General features: G+C 64.9%; 19 protein-coding genes and 2 pseudogenes. 10 read left to right on the top strand and 11 right to left on the bottom strand.

Features of this window, described 5'->3' with window-relative positions; translation table 11 throughout:
* The first annotated feature begins 352 nt into the window (after nt 1-352).
* Nucleotides 353-499, top strand: coding sequence for a hypothetical protein (locus IEY68_RS12775; protein WP_156426117.1), 147 nt, complete (start codon nt 353-355; stop codon nt 497-499).
* Nucleotides 500-730: 231 nt separating this feature from the next.
* A complete protein-coding gene (locus IEY68_RS12770; RefSeq protein WP_229718747.1) occupies nt 731-1,585 on the top strand; it encodes a SigB/SigF/SigG family RNA polymerase sigma factor in 855 nt (284 codons plus the stop codon).
* A 683-nt stretch (nt 1,586-2,268) separates the two neighbouring features.
* Here IEY68_RS12770 and IEY68_RS12765 read toward each other — a convergent pair.
* From IEY68_RS12765 to IEY68_RS12740, 9 genes and pseudogenes are all read right to left on the bottom strand, one after another.
* Nucleotides 2,269-3,279, bottom strand: coding sequence for a hypothetical protein (locus IEY68_RS12765; protein WP_058854279.1), 1,011 nt, complete (start codon nt 3,277-3,279; stop codon nt 2,269-2,271).
* 60 nt (nt 3,280-3,339) lie between these two features.
* A complete protein-coding gene (locus IEY68_RS12760) occupies nt 3,340-3,720 on the bottom strand; it encodes a DUF2332 family protein (RefSeq protein WP_267886568.1) in 381 nt (126 codons plus the stop codon).
* A gap of 286 nt (nt 3,721-4,006) precedes the next feature.
* Nucleotides 4,007-4,513, bottom strand: a pseudogene (locus IEY68_RS36140) (tyrosine-type recombinase/integrase); the annotation flags it as partial.
* 298 nt (nt 4,514-4,811) lie between these two features.
* Complete coding sequence (locus IEY68_RS36135; RefSeq protein ID WP_058854281.1) at nt 4,812-5,459, bottom strand: hypothetical protein; 648 nt, start codon at nt 5,457-5,459, stop codon at nt 4,812-4,814.
* On the bottom strand, nt 5,425-5,874 hold the full coding sequence (locus tag IEY68_RS36130) for a tyrosine-type recombinase/integrase (RefSeq protein WP_058854282.1): 450 nt from the start codon (nt 5,872-5,874) through the stop codon (nt 5,425-5,427). Before IEY68_RS36130 ends, IEY68_RS36135 begins: the two co-directional genes overlap by 35 nt.
* A gap of 29 nt (nt 5,875-5,903) precedes the next feature.
* Nucleotides 5,904-6,227 (bottom strand): hypothetical protein, encoded by a 324-nt coding sequence (locus IEY68_RS36125; RefSeq protein WP_058854283.1) that lies wholly within the window; start codon nt 6,225-6,227, stop codon nt 5,904-5,906.
* Nucleotides 6,176-6,376 carry a hypothetical protein gene (locus IEY68_RS36120; protein WP_229718745.1) on the bottom strand — a complete coding sequence of 67 codons (201 nt, stop codon included), beginning with the start codon at nt 6,374-6,376 and terminating at the stop codon, nt 6,176-6,178. The genes IEY68_RS36125 and IEY68_RS36120 overlap by 52 nt, the downstream gene beginning before the upstream one ends.
* 95 nt (nt 6,377-6,471) lie before the next feature.
* The gene (locus IEY68_RS12745; RefSeq protein WP_156426118.1) at nt 6,472-7,047 is read right to left on the bottom strand and encodes a cytochrome P450 family protein; all 576 of its coding nucleotides are present in this window, start codon (nt 7,045-7,047) and stop codon (nt 6,472-6,474) included.
* Nucleotides 7,048-7,323: 276 nt separating this feature from the next.
* Nucleotides 7,324-8,073, bottom strand: coding sequence for a GntR family transcriptional regulator (locus IEY68_RS12740; RefSeq protein WP_058854285.1), 750 nt, complete (start codon nt 8,071-8,073; stop codon nt 7,324-7,326).
* A gap of 166 nt (nt 8,074-8,239) precedes the next feature.
* Between IEY68_RS12740 and IEY68_RS12735 the strand changes: the two genes are divergently transcribed.
* The 4 genes from IEY68_RS12735 (at nt 8,240) to IEY68_RS36115 (ending at nt 11,169) form a co-directional block, all read left to right on the top strand.
* A complete protein-coding gene (locus IEY68_RS12735; protein ID WP_058854286.1) occupies nt 8,240-9,124 on the top strand; it encodes a phosphate/phosphite/phosphonate ABC transporter substrate-binding protein in 885 nt (294 codons plus the stop codon).
* Nucleotides 9,121-9,909, top strand: a complete 789-nt coding sequence (phnC, locus tag IEY68_RS12730) for a phosphonate ABC transporter ATP-binding protein (protein WP_058854287.1) — start codon at nt 9,121-9,123, stop codon at nt 9,907-9,909. Before IEY68_RS12735 ends, phnC begins: the two co-directional genes overlap by 4 nt.
* A complete protein-coding gene (phnE, locus tag IEY68_RS12725; RefSeq protein ID WP_058854288.1) occupies nt 9,909-10,730 on the top strand; it encodes a phosphonate ABC transporter, permease protein PhnE in 822 nt (273 codons plus the stop codon). The genes phnC and phnE overlap by 1 nt, the downstream gene beginning before the upstream one ends.
* 262 nt (nt 10,731-10,992) lie before the next feature.
* Nucleotides 10,993-11,169 (top strand): tyrosine-protein phosphatase, encoded by a 177-nt coding sequence (locus IEY68_RS36115; RefSeq protein WP_229718760.1) that lies wholly within the window; start codon nt 10,993-10,995, stop codon nt 11,167-11,169.
* Here the strand turns inward: IEY68_RS36115 and IEY68_RS36110 are convergent.
* Nucleotides 11,169-11,396, bottom strand: a pseudogene (locus IEY68_RS36110) (helix-turn-helix domain-containing protein); the annotation flags it as partial. The gene IEY68_RS36115 and the pseudogene IEY68_RS36110 overlap by 1 nt on opposite strands.
* An 820-nt stretch (nt 11,397-12,216) precedes the next feature.
* Between IEY68_RS36110 and IEY68_RS12710 the strand changes: the two are divergent.
* From IEY68_RS12710 to IEY68_RS12695, 4 genes are all read left to right on the top strand, one after another.
* A complete protein-coding gene (locus IEY68_RS12710) occupies nt 12,217-12,459 on the top strand; it encodes an SIP domain-containing protein (RefSeq protein WP_058854290.1) in 243 nt (80 codons plus the stop codon).
* A gap of 281 nt (nt 12,460-12,740) precedes the next feature.
* Nucleotides 12,741-13,145 carry an SCP2 sterol-binding domain-containing protein gene (locus tag IEY68_RS12705; protein WP_058854291.1) on the top strand — a complete coding sequence of 135 codons (405 nt, stop codon included), beginning with the start codon at nt 12,741-12,743 and terminating at the stop codon, nt 13,143-13,145.
* A gap of 60 nt (nt 13,146-13,205) precedes the next feature.
* The gene (locus IEY68_RS12700) at nt 13,206-14,474 is read left to right on the top strand and encodes a cytochrome P450 (RefSeq protein ID WP_156426119.1); all 1,269 of its coding nucleotides are present in this window, start codon (nt 13,206-13,208) and stop codon (nt 14,472-14,474) included.
* A gap of 592 nt (nt 14,475-15,066) precedes the next feature.
* Complete coding sequence (locus IEY68_RS12695; protein ID WP_058854293.1) at nt 15,067-15,774, top strand: TetR/AcrR family transcriptional regulator; 708 nt, start codon at nt 15,067-15,069, stop codon at nt 15,772-15,774.
* Nucleotides 15,775-15,784: 10 nt separating this feature from the next.
* Here IEY68_RS12695 and IEY68_RS12690 read toward each other — a convergent pair whose 3' ends face one another.
* Nucleotides 15,785-16,009, bottom strand: a complete 225-nt coding sequence (locus tag IEY68_RS12690) for a ferredoxin (protein WP_058854486.1) — start codon at nt 16,007-16,009, stop codon at nt 15,785-15,787.
* Nucleotides 16,010-16,088 lie beyond the last annotated feature (79 nt).

The following is a 16,088-nucleotide window of genomic DNA, read 5'->3' as shown; positions in this document are numbered from 1 at the left end:
CAAGACAGTTCATCGATGTCAGAGATCAGGTTCTTGTTCATGATCATTTTCGGAGCCGTCCTCCTCATTGCCGGATTCTTGCTCGGCATCCCCCGCGCTCATCACCGCCGATATCGTCGTCCCGCCCATAACGGCGGCGCTGTCGGCCGAGGAATCAGCTCCGCGCGTTCCAGCGGCCAGGCCGGCTACTTCTGACAACCGCCCGCCGGCCGTCACACCCGACCGGCAGGCAGCCGGGCCGTTGCGGGGACCGGTTGGCACCAGGACCGGCCCGGTCGGGTCCTTCTCGAAAACGCCCGGAGCGCAACACCGCGAGTCCCGCGTCCGGCGGGCACGACAGGAGAACAGCCTGATGAACAGCAAACCCGTTACCGTCCGGAGCGATACCGCCGCGACCGCGGCAGGTGCGAATTTACCGGTAGTGCGCTGGCCCGAACCCAGCCCGCTGGCCGACTGGTGGGACGAGATCATGCGACACCACCCGACCGCGACCGCATGACCTCGATGCCCGGCTCCAGCGGGAACTCATCCGCGCCCGCGACCGTGTCCTACATACCGGCGCCACCCATCCCCGGCGGAATCACACGTCCCATATCCGCACTGGAATTCGCCGTCGGCCTAGAGCCGATTCATTGTTCCTTGCCGACACGAGAGTGGCAGATCGCACCCATATCGGCAGGACGCGCACAGACGCGCACAGTTTCGATCATCTGCACGTGAGGAACTCCCCGTGACAGCACACTCCAGCAGCATCCGACCGGCCCCGTCGCCGTCCGCCCGCCGCGCCGACCGCGGCCGCGACACCTACGACGGAATCGAACCCCTCCTCGGCGAACTCGCCGCCCTCGACCCCGCCGACCCCCACCACGCCGAACTGCGCGACGAGATCATCGGGCGTTGCCTGCCACTGGCCGACCACATCGCTCGCCGCTACGCCGGCCGCGGTATCGATTTCGACGACCTACAACAAACCGCGCGCATGGGCGTCGTCCACGCCGTCGACCGATTCGATCCCGCGGCCGGCACCAAATTCGTCTCCTTCGCCGTACCCACGGCCATGGGAGAAGTACGCCGCTACTTCCGCGATCAGAGCTGGGCCATCCGCGTCCCACGCCGACTGAAGGAACTCCGCGGCCGGATCACCGCCACCACACCTCTGCTCATGCAGGAACTGGGCCACACCCCCAACGCCCGCGACCTCGCCACCGCACTCGACACCGATGTCGAGGAGATCACCCAGGCACTGATCGCGTCCAAGGGCTACACCTCCGAACCCCTCGACGCCGCCCCCGGCGCAGAAGACGACAGCGGCGACCTCGCGCTGTCCCATGCCGACCGGCTCGGCAGCATCGACCCTTGCTACGGCCTACTCGAGGACGCAGCGGCGGTGCGACCACTACTCGCGCAACTTCCCCGAGACGACCGCCGCGTACTGATCCTGCGCTACTTCGAGAACAAGACCCAGCGAGAGATCGGCGCGACGATCGGCTGCTCCCAGATGCAGGCCTCTCGCATCCTCACCCGCATCCTGGCCACACTGCGGGAGCAGGCCCTCGGCGAACCCGCCGCCGGACGCGCCGCCTGACCCGAGCCACATATGGCGTCGGCCGAGGCTGCTTGCAGCACCTGGTCCACAGGGCCCAGGAGATGGAAGCCGAGGAAGGACAACCGCCCTACCTCCGGCCGGCCGTCCACGCCTGATACGAAGGCGCACACACACGACCTGCCGCACTGACCCATCCAGGCATCCGACCGGGTCGAAACACTGCTGCTCCGTGTGCATCACCGAACCAGAGCACGCACCGGCAAGCAATGCCTCGCAGTCCGGGGCGGGCGGGAGGCGGCAGAGCACGTTGCGGCAGCGGGGCGAGTTCCGGTGTAGCGCGCCCGCGGCCTCGGTCGGCGCGGCCCCGCAGCGGGTGAGGTCGAGGTGGTAGTAGCTGTCGCGTCCGTCGAAAATGCGGGTGCTGCCTTCTCACTCCGACTCTCGCCGGGGAGCCGCGCGGCACGGGCAGGCTGCGTCGGTGACGGGTTCACGATATTGCGATCACACGCCGAATCCACGGCGACAGCACCAGCCAGAACTTGAAGGTCCCACCTGCTCGGGCCACGGACGCCTGGCTGGGCCCGCTGCTGTCCGGGCTCGCCGCAGCGCGTGAGCGCCGCCGCCGCAATCCGCGACGGTGGCAAGCCGCGATCGATGAGGACCTGGCGGCCGGCCGGAGGCTCCTGGCCGCCCGGCCACCGGCCGTCCACCACACATACTTCTCACCGGCCTCCGGGACCTCCTGGACCTTCTGGTTCGGGCTCAGGGGTTTCGGGCGGGCGGTTCATCCGGTCGGTGTTCTGGTCCACATCGCCGGCCACGCCCCGGCTCATGACGATCGCCTGGGACAGGATCTCCCGGCCGTCCGCGAAAGCATTGTTCGCTCTGTCCAGTGCGTAGGTTTCCAGCGATTTCCCGCTGGGTGGCGCGGTTCCCGCGTCCTTGTTCACCGTTTCTATGAGCCGGCTCACCGCCAGCCGGCCCTGCTCATCGATGTCCTTGACACCGGCCGCAACGAGATCCAGGACCTGGCGATCCAGGCGCACGAAACCGTCGATCATGGTATTGAACTCTCCGACTTTCGCTGCGTAGGCGGGGATACCGGCGGTTTCCTCAGCGGTCACGCGGACGGGCAATTTCACCGTCGGCGTGGTCGGCTGATTTCCGGTACCGAAACAGCGCCACACATCGCACAGGTAGGCCGGGAGTTTCCGGTACATATCACCGACAGTGCCGACGAGTTCGGCGGGCATCTGCAGACTCCGCATTTCCACCGGACAGCCACCATTGCCGATATCGACCGTGGGTATGGTCAGCATCTTGCCCTGATCGGTGGCCCAGAATCCCGCGAATCCCGCGGCCACCGCGGGAATCAGGCCGGCGTCGTACCGACCGGTTGTACCCAGCACGGTCTCGGCGGCCTCCAGCCCGATCTTCTGCAGGCCCCCGCTCGCGCCGTCGGCGGCGGCTTTCGCCAATCGTGGCGCCACGAATTTCATACCCGCCCGCGCCAGCTCACCGCCGGCCCATCCACCGCCGGCCGCACCGATCGCTGCGACGCCTGCTTCCGTGAGCACACCGCTCATATCGCGGCCGTCCATTACGGCACCGACACCGGCCAAGGTGCCCGATAATACTGCGGACCCCACGAATCCGGCAGGCGTGAAGCCGCCGACCAGACCGCCGACCAGAGCGCCGGCGTCCGCGTAGGAGAAACCGAGAATCCCCGCCACGCCGCTTATATTAAGCACCGATAAATCCGATAACCGGCAAAACTTCCGATAACCCACAGGTCACTGCCGGTTTCCGTGACTCGTCTCCAGGTATGGGAACGACCGGCGTAGAAATCGGCGGTTCCGCGTAGTTCCGTACCCAGCAGCGACTCCGCTATCCGAGGGCCGCCCCGACTGACGCCGAGCGATCCGGAAACGGGACTGTGGATTTAGCGAGATAGTCCCGCGGGCGATCCCGGCGGCGTGGCGGAGACGTTCGCGGCGGGCGTGGTGTTCGGGCCAGACGAGACTGTCGAGCCAGGCCATGTCCTCGTCGTTGGTGACGTCGAGGGGGTTGAGGTCGATGCCAGTGCGGCCGGCGATGGTGGGTAGCTGGTCGGGAATGGGTGGAGTGCCGGTGTGCCGGTCGATCAACTCGGTCTGTAGAGCCCGATCGCCGATTCCAGATATTGGCGTAAGGACAGGCGCCCTGGGCCGATGCGCGCAGGCAAAAGCCCCCGGCGAGAAGTGATTTCAACACTGGGGTGTCGGTCCAGTCCCGGCCGCCGGTGATGTCGGCCAACGGTAGGGCTTTGGTGCCGGCGGGTGTGGTCGGCAGCGCGGTGAGGTGGTCCTTGGCCAGGGTGAGGGCGCGTTCGTATTCGGTGCGGACGGTGGTGTCGAACAGTTTCCCGTAGCGCAAGCTCATCTGCGCGGACACGTGCCCGAGCAGCGCCATCAACGATTGCAGTGAGACACCGGCGTTGACCAGGGCGGTTGCGTAGGTGTGGCGCAGTTGGTGCGGGGTGACGTGCCCGATCCCGGCGATGGTTGCAGCGCGGCCGAGCTCGAGGCGGACGGCTTGCTGGGCGAGTCGTCCGCCGTGGTGGGTGAACAGGAACTGGGCCGGTTTTCCGGTGCGTGGGTGCGGTACAGGTCTTCCGGGACTGCGTATTTCGATGATCCGGTCGATGAGTTCGACTGTTTCGTCGTCGAGTGGGACCATGCGTTCGGTGTCGAGTCTTCCGAGTGGGACTTTCAGCCAGGCTCCTTCGCCGGGAATCTCGTGGAGGCAGTCGATTTCGAGGTCGAGCAGTTCCCCGATCCGCAGGCCGCAGGCTCGCGCGAGCAGCAGCGCCGAGGCGGCGAGTTCGTGGTCACTCGAGTGCAGGGCTTGGGCGAGGCGGCGGTCGGCGTCGACCGGGATGTAGCGTGGCAGCGGTTCCGGCAGGAAGGGAACGTCGTTGCGGAACACCAGTTTCCGGCATCGTGCGTCGGTCCATCCCCATTCGGTGATCTCGGTGAGGAAGGTGTTGACCGCGACGACGCGGCGGGCGTGGTCGGCGACGCCGATCGGCTGCCGGTCTTGCTGTTCACCGCATCGACCAAGCTCGCGAGCCAGGGCTCGATATGGCGGCGGCGGTCCAGCAGTGTCAGCCGGGTCAGGGCGGGGTCGAGGTCTGTGAGGAACCGGCCGAACCCGGTGAGCCGGGTGGCCATGCTGGAGACGGTGTGGCGGGTGCAAGTGCCGCGTTTGGCGTTGAGATAGTCGATCATCGCTCCGCGATCGCCGGGGTGATGCCGTCGAGACGGACCGTGAAGTCCCAGGGCCCGCCGCGACGTGGCGGTTCGGGCAGGACACCGAGGTGAAACAACACCAGGTGGGTGCAGACCAGGGCGGCCTTGTAGTGGTGCCAGCCCTTGCCGGTGCGATCGCGGCGGTCGCGACAGGCGTCGGCGAACTCGTCGAGATCGGGGACGGTGAGCTGGTGCAGTCGGCGCCCGGTCTGGATCAACAGCCGCGCCGGCGCCTGGGACCCGGTCGCAGTGCGGACCCGTTGGCTGAATCCGAGTTCTCGTGCAGTGGAAAGGAATCGGGCAAGGTCGCCTCCGATCGGAGACGCGTCGATCTCGCGCCAGAGGCTCGAAATCTTGCGTTCGAGCAGGTAGTCGTAACCGGGCCGGAGATAGTCGTGCAGCATCAGGAACGTGACGAACGGCCGCGTCGAGGAGTTCGCCGACAACCGCAGCTCGAGTGGTTCGCTCGCCCAGTCCTGCGGGTTGGGCCAATGCTGCAGGAACGTGCGCGCCGAGCTGTAGTAGGGGGCGCTGCCTCGGCCGGTGCGCGCGAGTTCGGCGAGGTAGGTGTGGTGGATGTCGTCGGCGTCACTCCTGGCGGCGAATACGTGCGCGAGCGGCATCGAATTCCTCCTTCACCCGCTTCGGGGTCAAATGGATGTAGCGGGCGGTGGCGTCGACATGGGTGTGACCGAGCAGTGCCTGCATCACCGACAGATCGACCCCGGCCTCGGCCAGTGCGGTGCCGAACGAATGCCGCAACGCGTGCGGGTGCCCGGCGGTGACACCGGAGAGCTGCCGGTGGTAACGAAAGATCGTCCGCAGCCCGGCAGAGGTGAGCGGCTGGCCCCGGTTCGAACCTTTGGACACCAGAAACAAACGCGCCGAACTCAATTCGGGTCGCTCGACGAGCAGGTAACCCTGGATCACGCGGGCCAGATCTGTGTCGAGCGGGACCGCGCGTTCTTTGGCGCCCTTGCCCCAGACCCGGATCCAGCCCCGCCCGATGTCGACATCGGCGACCTCCAGCGCGAGCACCTCGCATGATCACAGGCCGCAGTAGAGCATCAGCCGGCGATCGCGCGGTCACGCCATGTCCGCAGACTCGCCAGCAACCGGGCTGCCCTAGAGGTCGCTAATGGTCGTGGCAGCCGCCGCGGTTCCCGCACCCGCAGTGCTGAGCGTGGGCGTGTCTTGCGGGCCAGATGTGCCAGCAGACCGATCTTCTCACCAGGCACGAACCGCTGGGCTTCACGGCCTTTCGGCACCGGACTGCGCAGGGCTGGGTCGCGCATCGCGCGGAAGGCGAACATCCCCGACACCGCCACCAGCCGCCGGTTCACCGTTGCTGCCGCGTATCCGTCCAACCGGTGACCCGCCAGGTCCACCACGTTCGGGCCCCTGGCTGTCCCGGAAGCCGCGCCGCTCGGCACGCAGCCAGAAATCGCAGCAGCACCGGTGTGGTTACATCTTCGATACCGAGCCCTTCGCTGAGCAACCAACGGCCGAATATCACAAGGTCGAAGCCGTAGGCTCGCACCGTCTTCGGTGAGTAGTTTCGATCAGCCAGATAACCGAGATAGGCAGGATATCGTCGGTCGGCGCCTCCCGCCGGGCCTCGATCTGTCCGTGCAGCTATCCCATCAGTTCCAAGCCGACCGCGGCGCTGGTTTCCTGATCCTCCTCCTCCGCAGCCGCGACCAACTTCTCGGCCTGATCGCGGAATCGCGGCCAGTCCTCTCGCGGTAGACCGAGCAGCAACGCGATGACGATGGGCGGCAACGGTCCGGCGAGTTCACCACTGAAGTCGGCCTCGCCGCGGTCGATGAACTGGTCGATAAGCCCGGTGACAGCCTCGCGGATCTCCGGTTCGAGTTTCTCCATAGCCCGCACCGAGAACCATGTCTGCAGCGCGCGCCGGTATTTAATGTGTTCCGGCGGATCTAATTCGATCGGCAGGAACGGCATGGGATTGCCGATCGGGGGCAATGTCACGCCCTGGGACGAGGTGAACAGCTCAGGATCCCGCGCCGCTTCCTTTACGTCGGCGTACCGGCTCAACATCCAGAAACCGCCGAACTGCGCACTGTGGGCGACGGGACATCCGTCACGCAATTTAGCGTATGTTGGATAAGGATCAAGGATGAAGCTCGGGTCGTTCGGGTCCAACCGCAGCTTGGCCCCATCGGCTTCTACTTCTGGCGAATTCATGTTATGTGCCAAAACCTTCCGCTTCGCTACGTTCTACCGCCTCCGTCGAAAGCCCAACGAGTACGGAGCATGCGAAACCGAGCGTGCCGGTTCCTCGCGCAGCTGCCAATCGATTGTTCCAACGGACAGAACCGGAACACATCCTCGAACTGGCCCGTCACACATAGGCGGTGCTCCGGGTTGACCAGGGCATTCATAGCCCGGTGACCCGATGCCCATTGGATGTGGCATGTGCATCGCCGCCCCGGGCGCGGGAACTGACATCTGTGGATCAATCTAATGCAGGTAGTTCGCAACGAACTGCACACGATCGCCGCGGCAGGAGCGGTTGATGTACACGGTAGGGGTGCCGTCTCCATCGAGGTTCAGGCCGTCGCGCAGCAGCACTGGTGCACCCGCAGGCACGCCGAGCACTTCCGATACGCGCGGCGAGGCTGCCGCTGCGGCGAATGAACGCCAGGCTGCCTTCATTCGTACGCCATAGGCGTCACGCCAGACTGTGTACAGCGAGACGCCGTCCTGGAGGTGTCGTTCGATCCCAGCGAACCGTCGGTCATCCATCCACAGCGAGTTCGCGAACCAGGGTTCGCCGTCGACTTCGAGTACAGAGTCGATTCGCCGTAATCGGCTTCCTGGCAGGTATTTCTCGACCTGTGGCGCGCTGCCACCGAGCACAATCTCGCTCGCCACCAGCGACTCCGTCAGCGTGCGGCCGACGGCTCTGAAGGCTTCACTGAGACCGTCGGCGTCGTTGATGTAGCTGGGGGCGAGTTCGATGGGAAAGTGCTGAGGCGGTGGCGCGACGAACGTACCCGACCCCTGCCGCGCGACCAGACGACCGGCTCGGGTCAGTTCTCCGATCGCCTGGCGGACTGTGAGCCGGTTTACGCGGAGCTCAGCGGCCAGGTCGGTCTCGGGTGGCAGCCGGTCGCCCGGGAGCAGTGCGCCACTGTCGAGTCGCTGTAATAGGACGTCCTGCACCTGTCGGTAGAGCGGCACCCGGCTCGTGGAGATCTTGCTCGGCATCCATTTAGTCTAGAGGTCTCGCTTAGCCGATCCAGCTCGCATCCTACTCGAGTCATACCTGTTCAGATGGCATTCACTGCCCGGATTCTTCTGAGTTTCGCCGAAGAAACTTGTCTAGATGAATATTCGGGCACTTACCTCGGACATATTTCGGAAAGGCCCGCCCGTGAGCATCAACCCGGTACTGCGCCGCAACTTGGCCGCTGCTGCCTGCGCGGTGATCCTGTGTGGTGTCACCGCCTGTGGTGACACCACACAAGGCAACGCGCCCGATGTGCTGAAGGTGGGGCTGCCCCCTTCAGAGGCCAACGCGAACCTGCAGGCAAAGTTCGAGCCTCTCACCTTGCTGATCGCCGCGGGAACGGGCAAGACTGTGGAGGTGAAGCCGACCAGCGACTACCTGTCGATCGTCGAGGCCATGCGGTCCGGACTGATCGATGTGGCCATGTTCAGCCCGTTTCCGACGCCGCTCGCCCAGGCCGTCGCCGGTGTCGAGCCGCTCGTGGTGGCGAGGGGCGCCGCCTACAGTTCAGTGTTCGTATGCCGCACAGGCGTCGGCATCAACTCGATCGATGATCTTCGTGGGCGCAAGGTTGCGTTCGTCGACGCCGGATCGACCAGTGGCAACTACATTCCCAAGCTCCTGCTGAAGCGTGCAGGGATCGACCCGGAAACCGACATCGAGGGCATCTACGCCGGCGGTCATGACACCGCCGAGCTCGCCGTGAAGCAGGGCTCGGTCGACTGTGCCGCCGACGCGCGATCGTCCTACCAGACGATGGTGGACAAGGGGGTGATCGACGGCACCCAACAAGCGATCGTCGCCGAGTCCGACCCGATTCCAGTCTCACTCGTAGTAATTGCACGAAAGGACCTCGATCCAGCATTGGGGCAGGGCATCGTGCGCGCGTTCGTTGGCGGCAAAAACGCAGCGGCCCTCGGAGTGGTCGGGGCAACCCGATTCGACAAGGCCCAGGACAGCGATTTCGCAATCTTCCGTGACGCCGCAGCCGAACTCGGTGTGGACCTCGCGGAGTTGTCGCGGAAATGACGTCGATACAAACCGGCGTGCCCCGGGTGGAGGCCCATGCGGTGAGCTATCGATACTCCGATGGCACCACGGCATTACACGAGATATCCGTGCAGGTGACGCAGGGCGAGATCGTCGCAGTGCTTGGTCGTAGTGGGGCCGGGAAGTCGACGCTCATGCGTTGTCTCGCGGGCCTGGCGGCCCCGACTTCGGGGCGGGTGCTGCACGATGGAGTCGACCATCGCACGCTGCGTCGAGGCGCCAAGCGTCGAGCGCATGCACGAGTGGGGTTGGTGTTTCAGGAGTTCCAGCTCGTCGATCGGGCGACAGTGCTGTCGAATGCACTGATCGGGCGCCTCGCCTACCAGCGGTCGCTGCCGAGCCTCTTGCACTACGTACGCCGCGGCGATCGGGAGATCGCCGTCGACAGCATCCGCCGACTCGGTCTCGAGGACCAACTCCGCAAGCGCGCCGACGCGCTGTCGGGTGGACAGCGTCAGCGCGTAGCGATCGCCCGCGCGCTCGCACAGCAACCCGACATGCTACTGGCCGACGAGCCGGTCGCCAATCTCGACCCCGTCCTCGCGCGCGGCGTCATCGACGACATCGTGCGACTGGCGCGGATCGAAGGTCTGACCGCAGTGCTGAATCTCCACGATGTCGAATTGGCGCGGCATGTCGCGGACCGACTGGTGGGACTGAGGGCCGGGAAACTCGCCTTCGACCGCCCCACAGGCTCGGTGACCACGGCCGACCTCGACCTTCTCTACGCAGATACTGAGCGTGAACTGATGGGGGCGCCGTAATGTCCATCGATACCGATCGCGTCCCGCTCTCCCCTGCATCGACATCCGACCTCGCCGCATTACGGCGTCCGTCATGGCCGACTGTCGCCGGCCTCCTCGCCGCCGCCGTGGTTGTCCTGTGGTCGGCGGAGACCACCGAGTTCTCGCTGGATGCCCTCGTCGACGGACTCCCCCATATCGCAGACTTCGTCGGTCGCATGTTCCCGCCCGACTTGTCGATCCTCCCTACCGCTGTCCGTCTCATGGGCGAAACATTCGCCATCGCGGCCATCGGCACCGCAGTCGGCGGCGCCCTCGCGCTGCCGTGGGCGCTGTGCGGCGCGCGATCTGTCTTCGGTCAGGCCTGGCTACACCACGCTGCACGTACATCCATCAACATCACCCGGGCCATCCCGGAATTGATATGGGCGCTGCTGTTCGTCTCCGCCGTCGGGTTGGGACCACTCGCAGGCGCCCTCGCCATCATCATCGGATCGGCGGCAGGGATGGCCCGGCTGTTCGCCGACATCTTCGAAACCATGGATATGCACGCGTGGGAGGCGGCCGCCGCCGCAGGCGCCACCCGCCCCCAGTGCATCAGCTGGGTCCTGCTGCCCCAGTCCGCCCCAACCATCGCCAGCTACACCCTCCTCATGCTCGACGGGAACGTGCGTGCCGCGTCGCTCCTCGGCATCGTCGGCGCAGGCGGCATCGGCATGGAACTCACCCAGCAACTCCGGCTCTTCGAATACGGAAACGTCCTCACAATTGTCCTGGTCGTGCTTGTGGTCGTGGTGGCCCTCGACCGCACCGCGTCCCATTTCAGAAGGAAGTTGATGTGACCGTCACCGACCTCGATATCCTTCTCAACCTCCGTGATCTCGACGGGCTTCCGACCCAAGGTAAGCGGCCCACCCGTTCCGGTCCACCGCAGCGCACTGCCTACACCGGGCGACGCCCACCCAACCGCTGTCGCCCACTGGCCGCCAAAACGGCCATCGATCTGCGTAGCCCGCGGGAGTTCAATGCCCGCGCACCCGTTGCTGTCCAACGCGAAGTCACCGCGCCGAACCAGGGCGCCCTGCTCGCCGACATCTATCTCGGATCCTCGCCAACGCAGCAGAACGGCTCGCGGGGATCCTGCAGGTCGCGGCCACTGCCTCGCGCGTACTGCTGCACTTCGCGGCAAGCAATGACCGCACCGGCATCGCGGTCGCCTTGCTGCTAAGCACCACCGAGTTGAGCCGGACGACGTTATCACCGATTACACCGACCGCATGAGCGACGGCCTTGACCGCCACCCCATCGGCCAGCATCCCGATGGCGGCTCGGATACGTACATGGGTGCGCCATCGAGCGAAGCTCAGTCCGGTCTCATTGACGAAGAGCCGCGACAGGGTCCGGACGCCGGCATGGACGTAGTCGGCCCAGGCACCGAGCTCACGCTGGTCTGCAGGATCTGCGACCAGCCGTTCGGCGACGGCACGAGCCCGCGGATCAGTCGGCATCGAGACCTGGATGTCGTGGGCAGGCTGCGGAGTGAGCAGCATGAACATGAGAGCTTCGGCGTGTGGCCTGCCCGGCTCCTGTGGCTCGACCTGATGCAGGTAGGTGATGAGCTCGCCCAGTAGCGGACCCACGCGAACACCCGTGGGCTCGGTCCAGGCGAGGGAGCCCTGACCGGCGGCGAAGGTGATAGCCGCCCCTTCACCGGGACGCAGGACGGCCCCGCCGTGCTCGACTCCTCCCGGAATCCACAGCCCGTAACCGGGCGGGATCAGCCAGTCACGTGACGACGTGGTGGCGAGCACGGTGGCGGTCGCGCTCCACAGCAGCTTGTGCTCGGGATGGGAGTGGGTCTCGAACCGATCGTCCACATCACCCTCGCCGCGTTCGATACTCAGGATCGGCGACGATATCCGCGTCACCGGATCGGCACTCCCCGAAGCACTCATGACGCCGATCCTTCCCGTAGCCAAGGCCACTGCGTGCGCCCCGTGCCCGATTGGCCGTTGCGGGGTATTGATTGGCCACCATTCGAGCGATAGCCACCTTACCGTTAGTGAGCCTAAGGAAGCTCACACCCAGCCCGCGTGCGTGAAAAGGCAACCTCCCCAACTGCCTGGCACAGACTCGACCGACGACGACCAGAAACGGTGACAGTGGAGGCACGATGAACAACACCAACAAGGACACTTCGACTGTGGGCGGCGGCCTGTTCGACCTGGGCAGCCAAATGATGCCCGGCGGGCATATCGACGAGATCGAACACCTCACACCGACCTCGATGCGTATCCGCCTCGCCGGCCCAAAGTTGGTCGGGCAGAAGTGGCAGCCCGGCGACCGGCCCTTGACCGCATCACCCGCAACGGCGCGTCGGCGGCCTCCTCCGAGCAACTCGTCGACGCCGCTGCCCTCAACCTGCCCGCTGCCCCCGGCGCCGCCTGCCTGGCCGGCGAAGCACGCACCATCCAGATGATTCGCAACCACCTCGCCAAAGACCGGGGCTGGAACCGCCGCAGCATCGTGACCAAGCCATTCTGGACACCGGGCAAACGCGGGCTGGACTAGCGCCCATAACCCTGAGCGCCTCGAACGTCTGAATCGGATCCGGAGTATCGGCCAGCAGCCATGATCGTTGAGGCTGCAGCCGGGAGCGCCCCGTTTCAGGGCTTCCCCGACCTTGTACATAAGTTGACTTATGCTTATGATACTCACACATCCCGGGAGTCGCGCCATACGCCCAGACCCCACTCGCGTCCACTCGAGAGGCTCGGCGACTTACCGGAAGATAATTTAATCAAAGATATATTAGGCATCGCTGGGCATTGCCCCATGGGAAAGGAACGGACATGGCCTTCAAGGATGCGGGCGAGGTTCGCAAGTACATCGGCGGGATCTTCGAGCAGGCGTTTGCCGATCCGGAGATCGGTCCGAAGCTGGCCGCCACCGGCGTCGTTCTCGGCTTCGAGTTCTCCGAGCCGCAGGCCTTCTTGGTCGTAGACGCACCTGCCGGCGTGGTTGAACTCGGCGAGGAGCACTTCGGGAGGTCGACCGCGACCATGCGGATGACTGCCGACACCGGTAATGCCTACTGGCAGGGAAAGGTCAATCTCGCGCTTGCGATGGCGCGCGGCAAAATCAAGATCGGGGGGGATCTCGCGAGCATGCTCAGGCTGGCTCCGCTGGGCAGCAAGCTCTACCCCACCTATGTCGACCACCTGAAGCAGGACGGTCGCGAGGACCTCTTGGTCTGAGCAGAACAGCGGGCCTGATCGAACGCGTATGACCTCGGAAAGACCACAGGAGAATCACTGATGACCACACCGCCTGCAGATCGTGAGTACGATCCGGTCGAAGTTTCCAGCCTGAACTTCTGGGCCATGAGCCCGCGGGAGCGAGACGTTCGACTGGCCGAACTGCGGAAGAATCGGCCGGTGAGCTGGCAACCTCCCGCAGAAGGCGGCCTCATGGCGCCCGAGAACGACGGGTACTGGGCGGTTACCTCCCATGAGCTTATCAAGTACGTCAGCAGGCGGCCGGATCTCTTCTGTTCCGGCGAGGGAATCCAGATGGAGGAAGTTCCCCCGGACCTCCTCGAGGCCGCCTCAGGGTTCCTTGCGATGGATGGCGATAAGCATATGACCATGCGCAAGCTCGTGAGCAACGCATTCACCCCGAGGCAGATCAAGATTCTCGAGGAGAGCATCCGCGCCCGCGCCGCCGGGATCGTCGACCGTCTGCTCGAGCTCGGTGAGGGCGACTTTGTGCAGAATGTCGCCAAGCAGATGCCGATGAATACCTTCTACGATATCGCCGGACTGCCCGAGCAGTACCGAGATCAGGCAGCACACAATGCCGACGAGATGGCCGCATGGAACGATCCCGATGTCGCGCATGGAAGGCCGCCCGCCGAGGTACTCGCGGACGGAATGATCGGCAATCTGACAATCGGTTTCGAGTTCGCCGAGTTGACACGGGCTTGCCCCCGGGACGATGTGTGGTCCAATCTCGTCAGCGCCGAAGTCGACGGTAAAACGCTTACCGACGAGGAACTCGCAACAATGTTCGTTCTGTTGTCGTTCGCCGGAAATGATACGACCCGGACGTCGATCAACTTGGGAACCAAGGCGTTTCTCGAGAATCCCGACCAGCTCGCGTACCTTCTCGAAGACTTCGACGGTCGCATCAACAATGCGATCGAGGAAGTCCTGCGGTGGGTGTCCCCGATCATGACCTTCCGGCGAACTGCCACGCAGGACACGGTGCTCGGCGGACGGCAGATCCGCAAGGGTGACTGGGTGGTGATGTTCTACGCCTCCGGCAACCGGGATGAGTCCGTATTCGTAGATCCGTGGAAGTTCGATATCAGCCGGAAGCCGCAGGGACATGTGGCATTCGGAGGCGGAGGCCCACACTACTGCATCGGCAGTTTCCTCGCCCAATCGATGCTTCGTCACATGTTCGATCAGCTCTTTCACCGCGTCCCCGACCTCACGCTGACCGAACCGGAACTTCTTGTCGGCAACTTCGCCGGCGCGGTCAAACAGATGCACGCTACGACCGGCTGCCCTGTCGCGCACTGATATTCACGACCAGCTCTCGAGCACGGTAGGCCCCGGGCCCCACAATCGCCTGCCGGCGGGGTCCGGGGCCGAACCTTTTTGCCGCTCCCGCCATTGTGGCCGGCGCGGCCGCGGTGCCGGCGGACGGGCACGGTGGCCCGAGCCATGGCGGGTCTCCGCAGCCGCGCGTGGGCAAACTCGGCCACCACCGGCTCACTACCCGACCAGTCGCAGAATGTCTCCTCCGTCCGGTCGGGACACCGATCCCGGTCACCAAACCGTCGACTGATCGGCATCGGACCCAGCTGAGCGAATCGACAGGTCCACACCCTCGCCGATCGGCACCGAAGACACCACGCATCCCGACCGAAGGACCTCGGCCTTATCCAAGGCTGCCTGGGCCGGCGCTGCGCTGACACCGATTTGTCGCTGCTGCGTTCCATGAACCGACGTTCGCAACACGCACCGCGGCGCACGGCAATGAGTCTGCCCGCTATAGGTCGAGAGGAGCCGACATCCGAGCGATCCAGCGCTCGGCTGCCCTGTCGTTCCGACGCGACCGATATGCGCCTCCGGTCCCGGTGGCCCCGATATACTGCATTATAGTTGAATCATGGCTAGAAAAAGTCGGGCGCAGCCCGTTGCCGACGACGCGCAGTCCGCGGAGTCGAAATCGGCGCGTACCCGTCAGCGCATCCTCGATGCCGCCGCGCATGTCCTCAGCGTCAAGGGCTACTCGGGTACGCGCCTGTCCGATGTGGCCGAATACGCCGAACTACAGGCGCCGGCGATCTACTACTACTTCGGTTCGCGTGAAGACCTGATCGAGGAGGTCATGTGGAGCGGTGTCGCCGAAATGCGCAGGCATGTCGAGGAGGTGCTGGAGCAGGTCTCCAGCGATGTCTCGCCACTGGATCGCATCCTTGTCGCGGTCGAAGCACATCTGCGTCACGAACTCGAACTCTCCGACTACGCGACCGCGGCGATCCGCAACAGTGGCCAGGTACCCGACCACATCCGAGCGCGGCAGATGGCCGAAGACGCGAACTACGGCGCCATCTGGCGCAGGCTGATCAAGGACGCCGACGCCGAGAAGCAGCTGCGCACCGATATGGATCTACCCATCGCCCAGATGCTGATCATGGGGTCGCTCAATTGGGCGGCAGAATGGTGGACACCGCGACGCGGCTCGCTCGAGACGGTGATCCGCACGGCTCAATCCATGATCCGGCACGGGATCGGCGCACCCGACGCCGGTTCTGAACACACCACGCGCCGCAACCGGTCGCCGAGGCATACCGGACGCGGCGTCAAGGCGTAATATTCCTGATTCAGTGCGACGCGGAGGAAGCCGCAGTCGCGGACTCCCGCAGAATCCGCAAAGCCTCGGTGGGGCAGCTGTTCACGGCTTCCTCGACCTCGGCCATTTCATCCTCGGTGACGTCTTCTTTGTGCATGAGGAGGTCACCGTTGTCGTCGACCTCGAAAAAGGCAGGCGCCAGCGACTCGCAGATTCCCAACCCGGTGCACTTTGTCCGGTCCAGTACAACTTTCATCACGAGACTCCCTCCTGACGATCGGTCGAAACGATCGTCGATGATTCCATACCAACTACCGGGTTCATGGCAGTTACTT

This window comes from Nocardia jinanensis (assembly GCF_014645735.1).
Lineage (GTDB): Bacteria > Actinomycetota > Actinomycetes > Mycobacteriales > Mycobacteriaceae > Nocardia > Nocardia jinanensis.
This window is presented reverse-complemented; position numbering and strand designations above follow the sequence as displayed.

What these genes read in the sequence shown, in the direction of transcription:
- IEY68_RS12775 (WP_156426117.1), top strand. Translation starts at nt 353, where the DNA reads ATGAACAGCAAACCCGTTACCGTCCGGAGCGATACCGCCGCGACCGCG.
- IEY68_RS36135 (WP_058854281.1), bottom strand. Translation starts at nt 5,459, where the DNA reads ATGCCGCTCGCGCACGTATTCGCCGCCAGGAGTGACGCCGACGACATC.
- IEY68_RS12745 (WP_156426118.1), bottom strand. Translation starts at nt 7,047, where the DNA reads ATGAATTCGCCAGAAGTAGAAGCCGATGGGGCCAAGCTGCGGTTGGAC.
- IEY68_RS12740 (WP_058854285.1), bottom strand. Translation starts at nt 8,073, where the DNA reads ATGCCGAGCAAGATCTCCACGAGCCGGGTGCCGCTCTACCGACAGGTG.
- phnC (WP_058854287.1), top strand. Translation starts at nt 9,121, where the DNA reads ATGACGTCGATACAAACCGGCGTGCCCCGGGTGGAGGCCCATGCGGTG.
- phnE (WP_058854288.1), top strand. Translation starts at nt 9,909, where the DNA reads ATGTCCATCGATACCGATCGCGTCCCGCTCTCCCCTGCATCGACATCC.
- IEY68_RS12705 (WP_058854291.1), top strand. Translation starts at nt 12,741, where the DNA reads ATGGCCTTCAAGGATGCGGGCGAGGTTCGCAAGTACATCGGCGGGATC.
- IEY68_RS12700 (WP_156426119.1), top strand. Translation starts at nt 13,206, where the DNA reads ATGACCACACCGCCTGCAGATCGTGAGTACGATCCGGTCGAAGTTTCC.
- IEY68_RS12695 (WP_058854293.1), top strand. Translation starts at nt 15,067, where the DNA reads ATGGCTAGAAAAAGTCGGGCGCAGCCCGTTGCCGACGACGCGCAGTCC.
- IEY68_RS12690 (WP_058854486.1), bottom strand. Translation starts at nt 16,009, where the DNA reads ATGAAAGTTGTACTGGACCGGACAAAGTGCACCGGGTTGGGAATCTGC.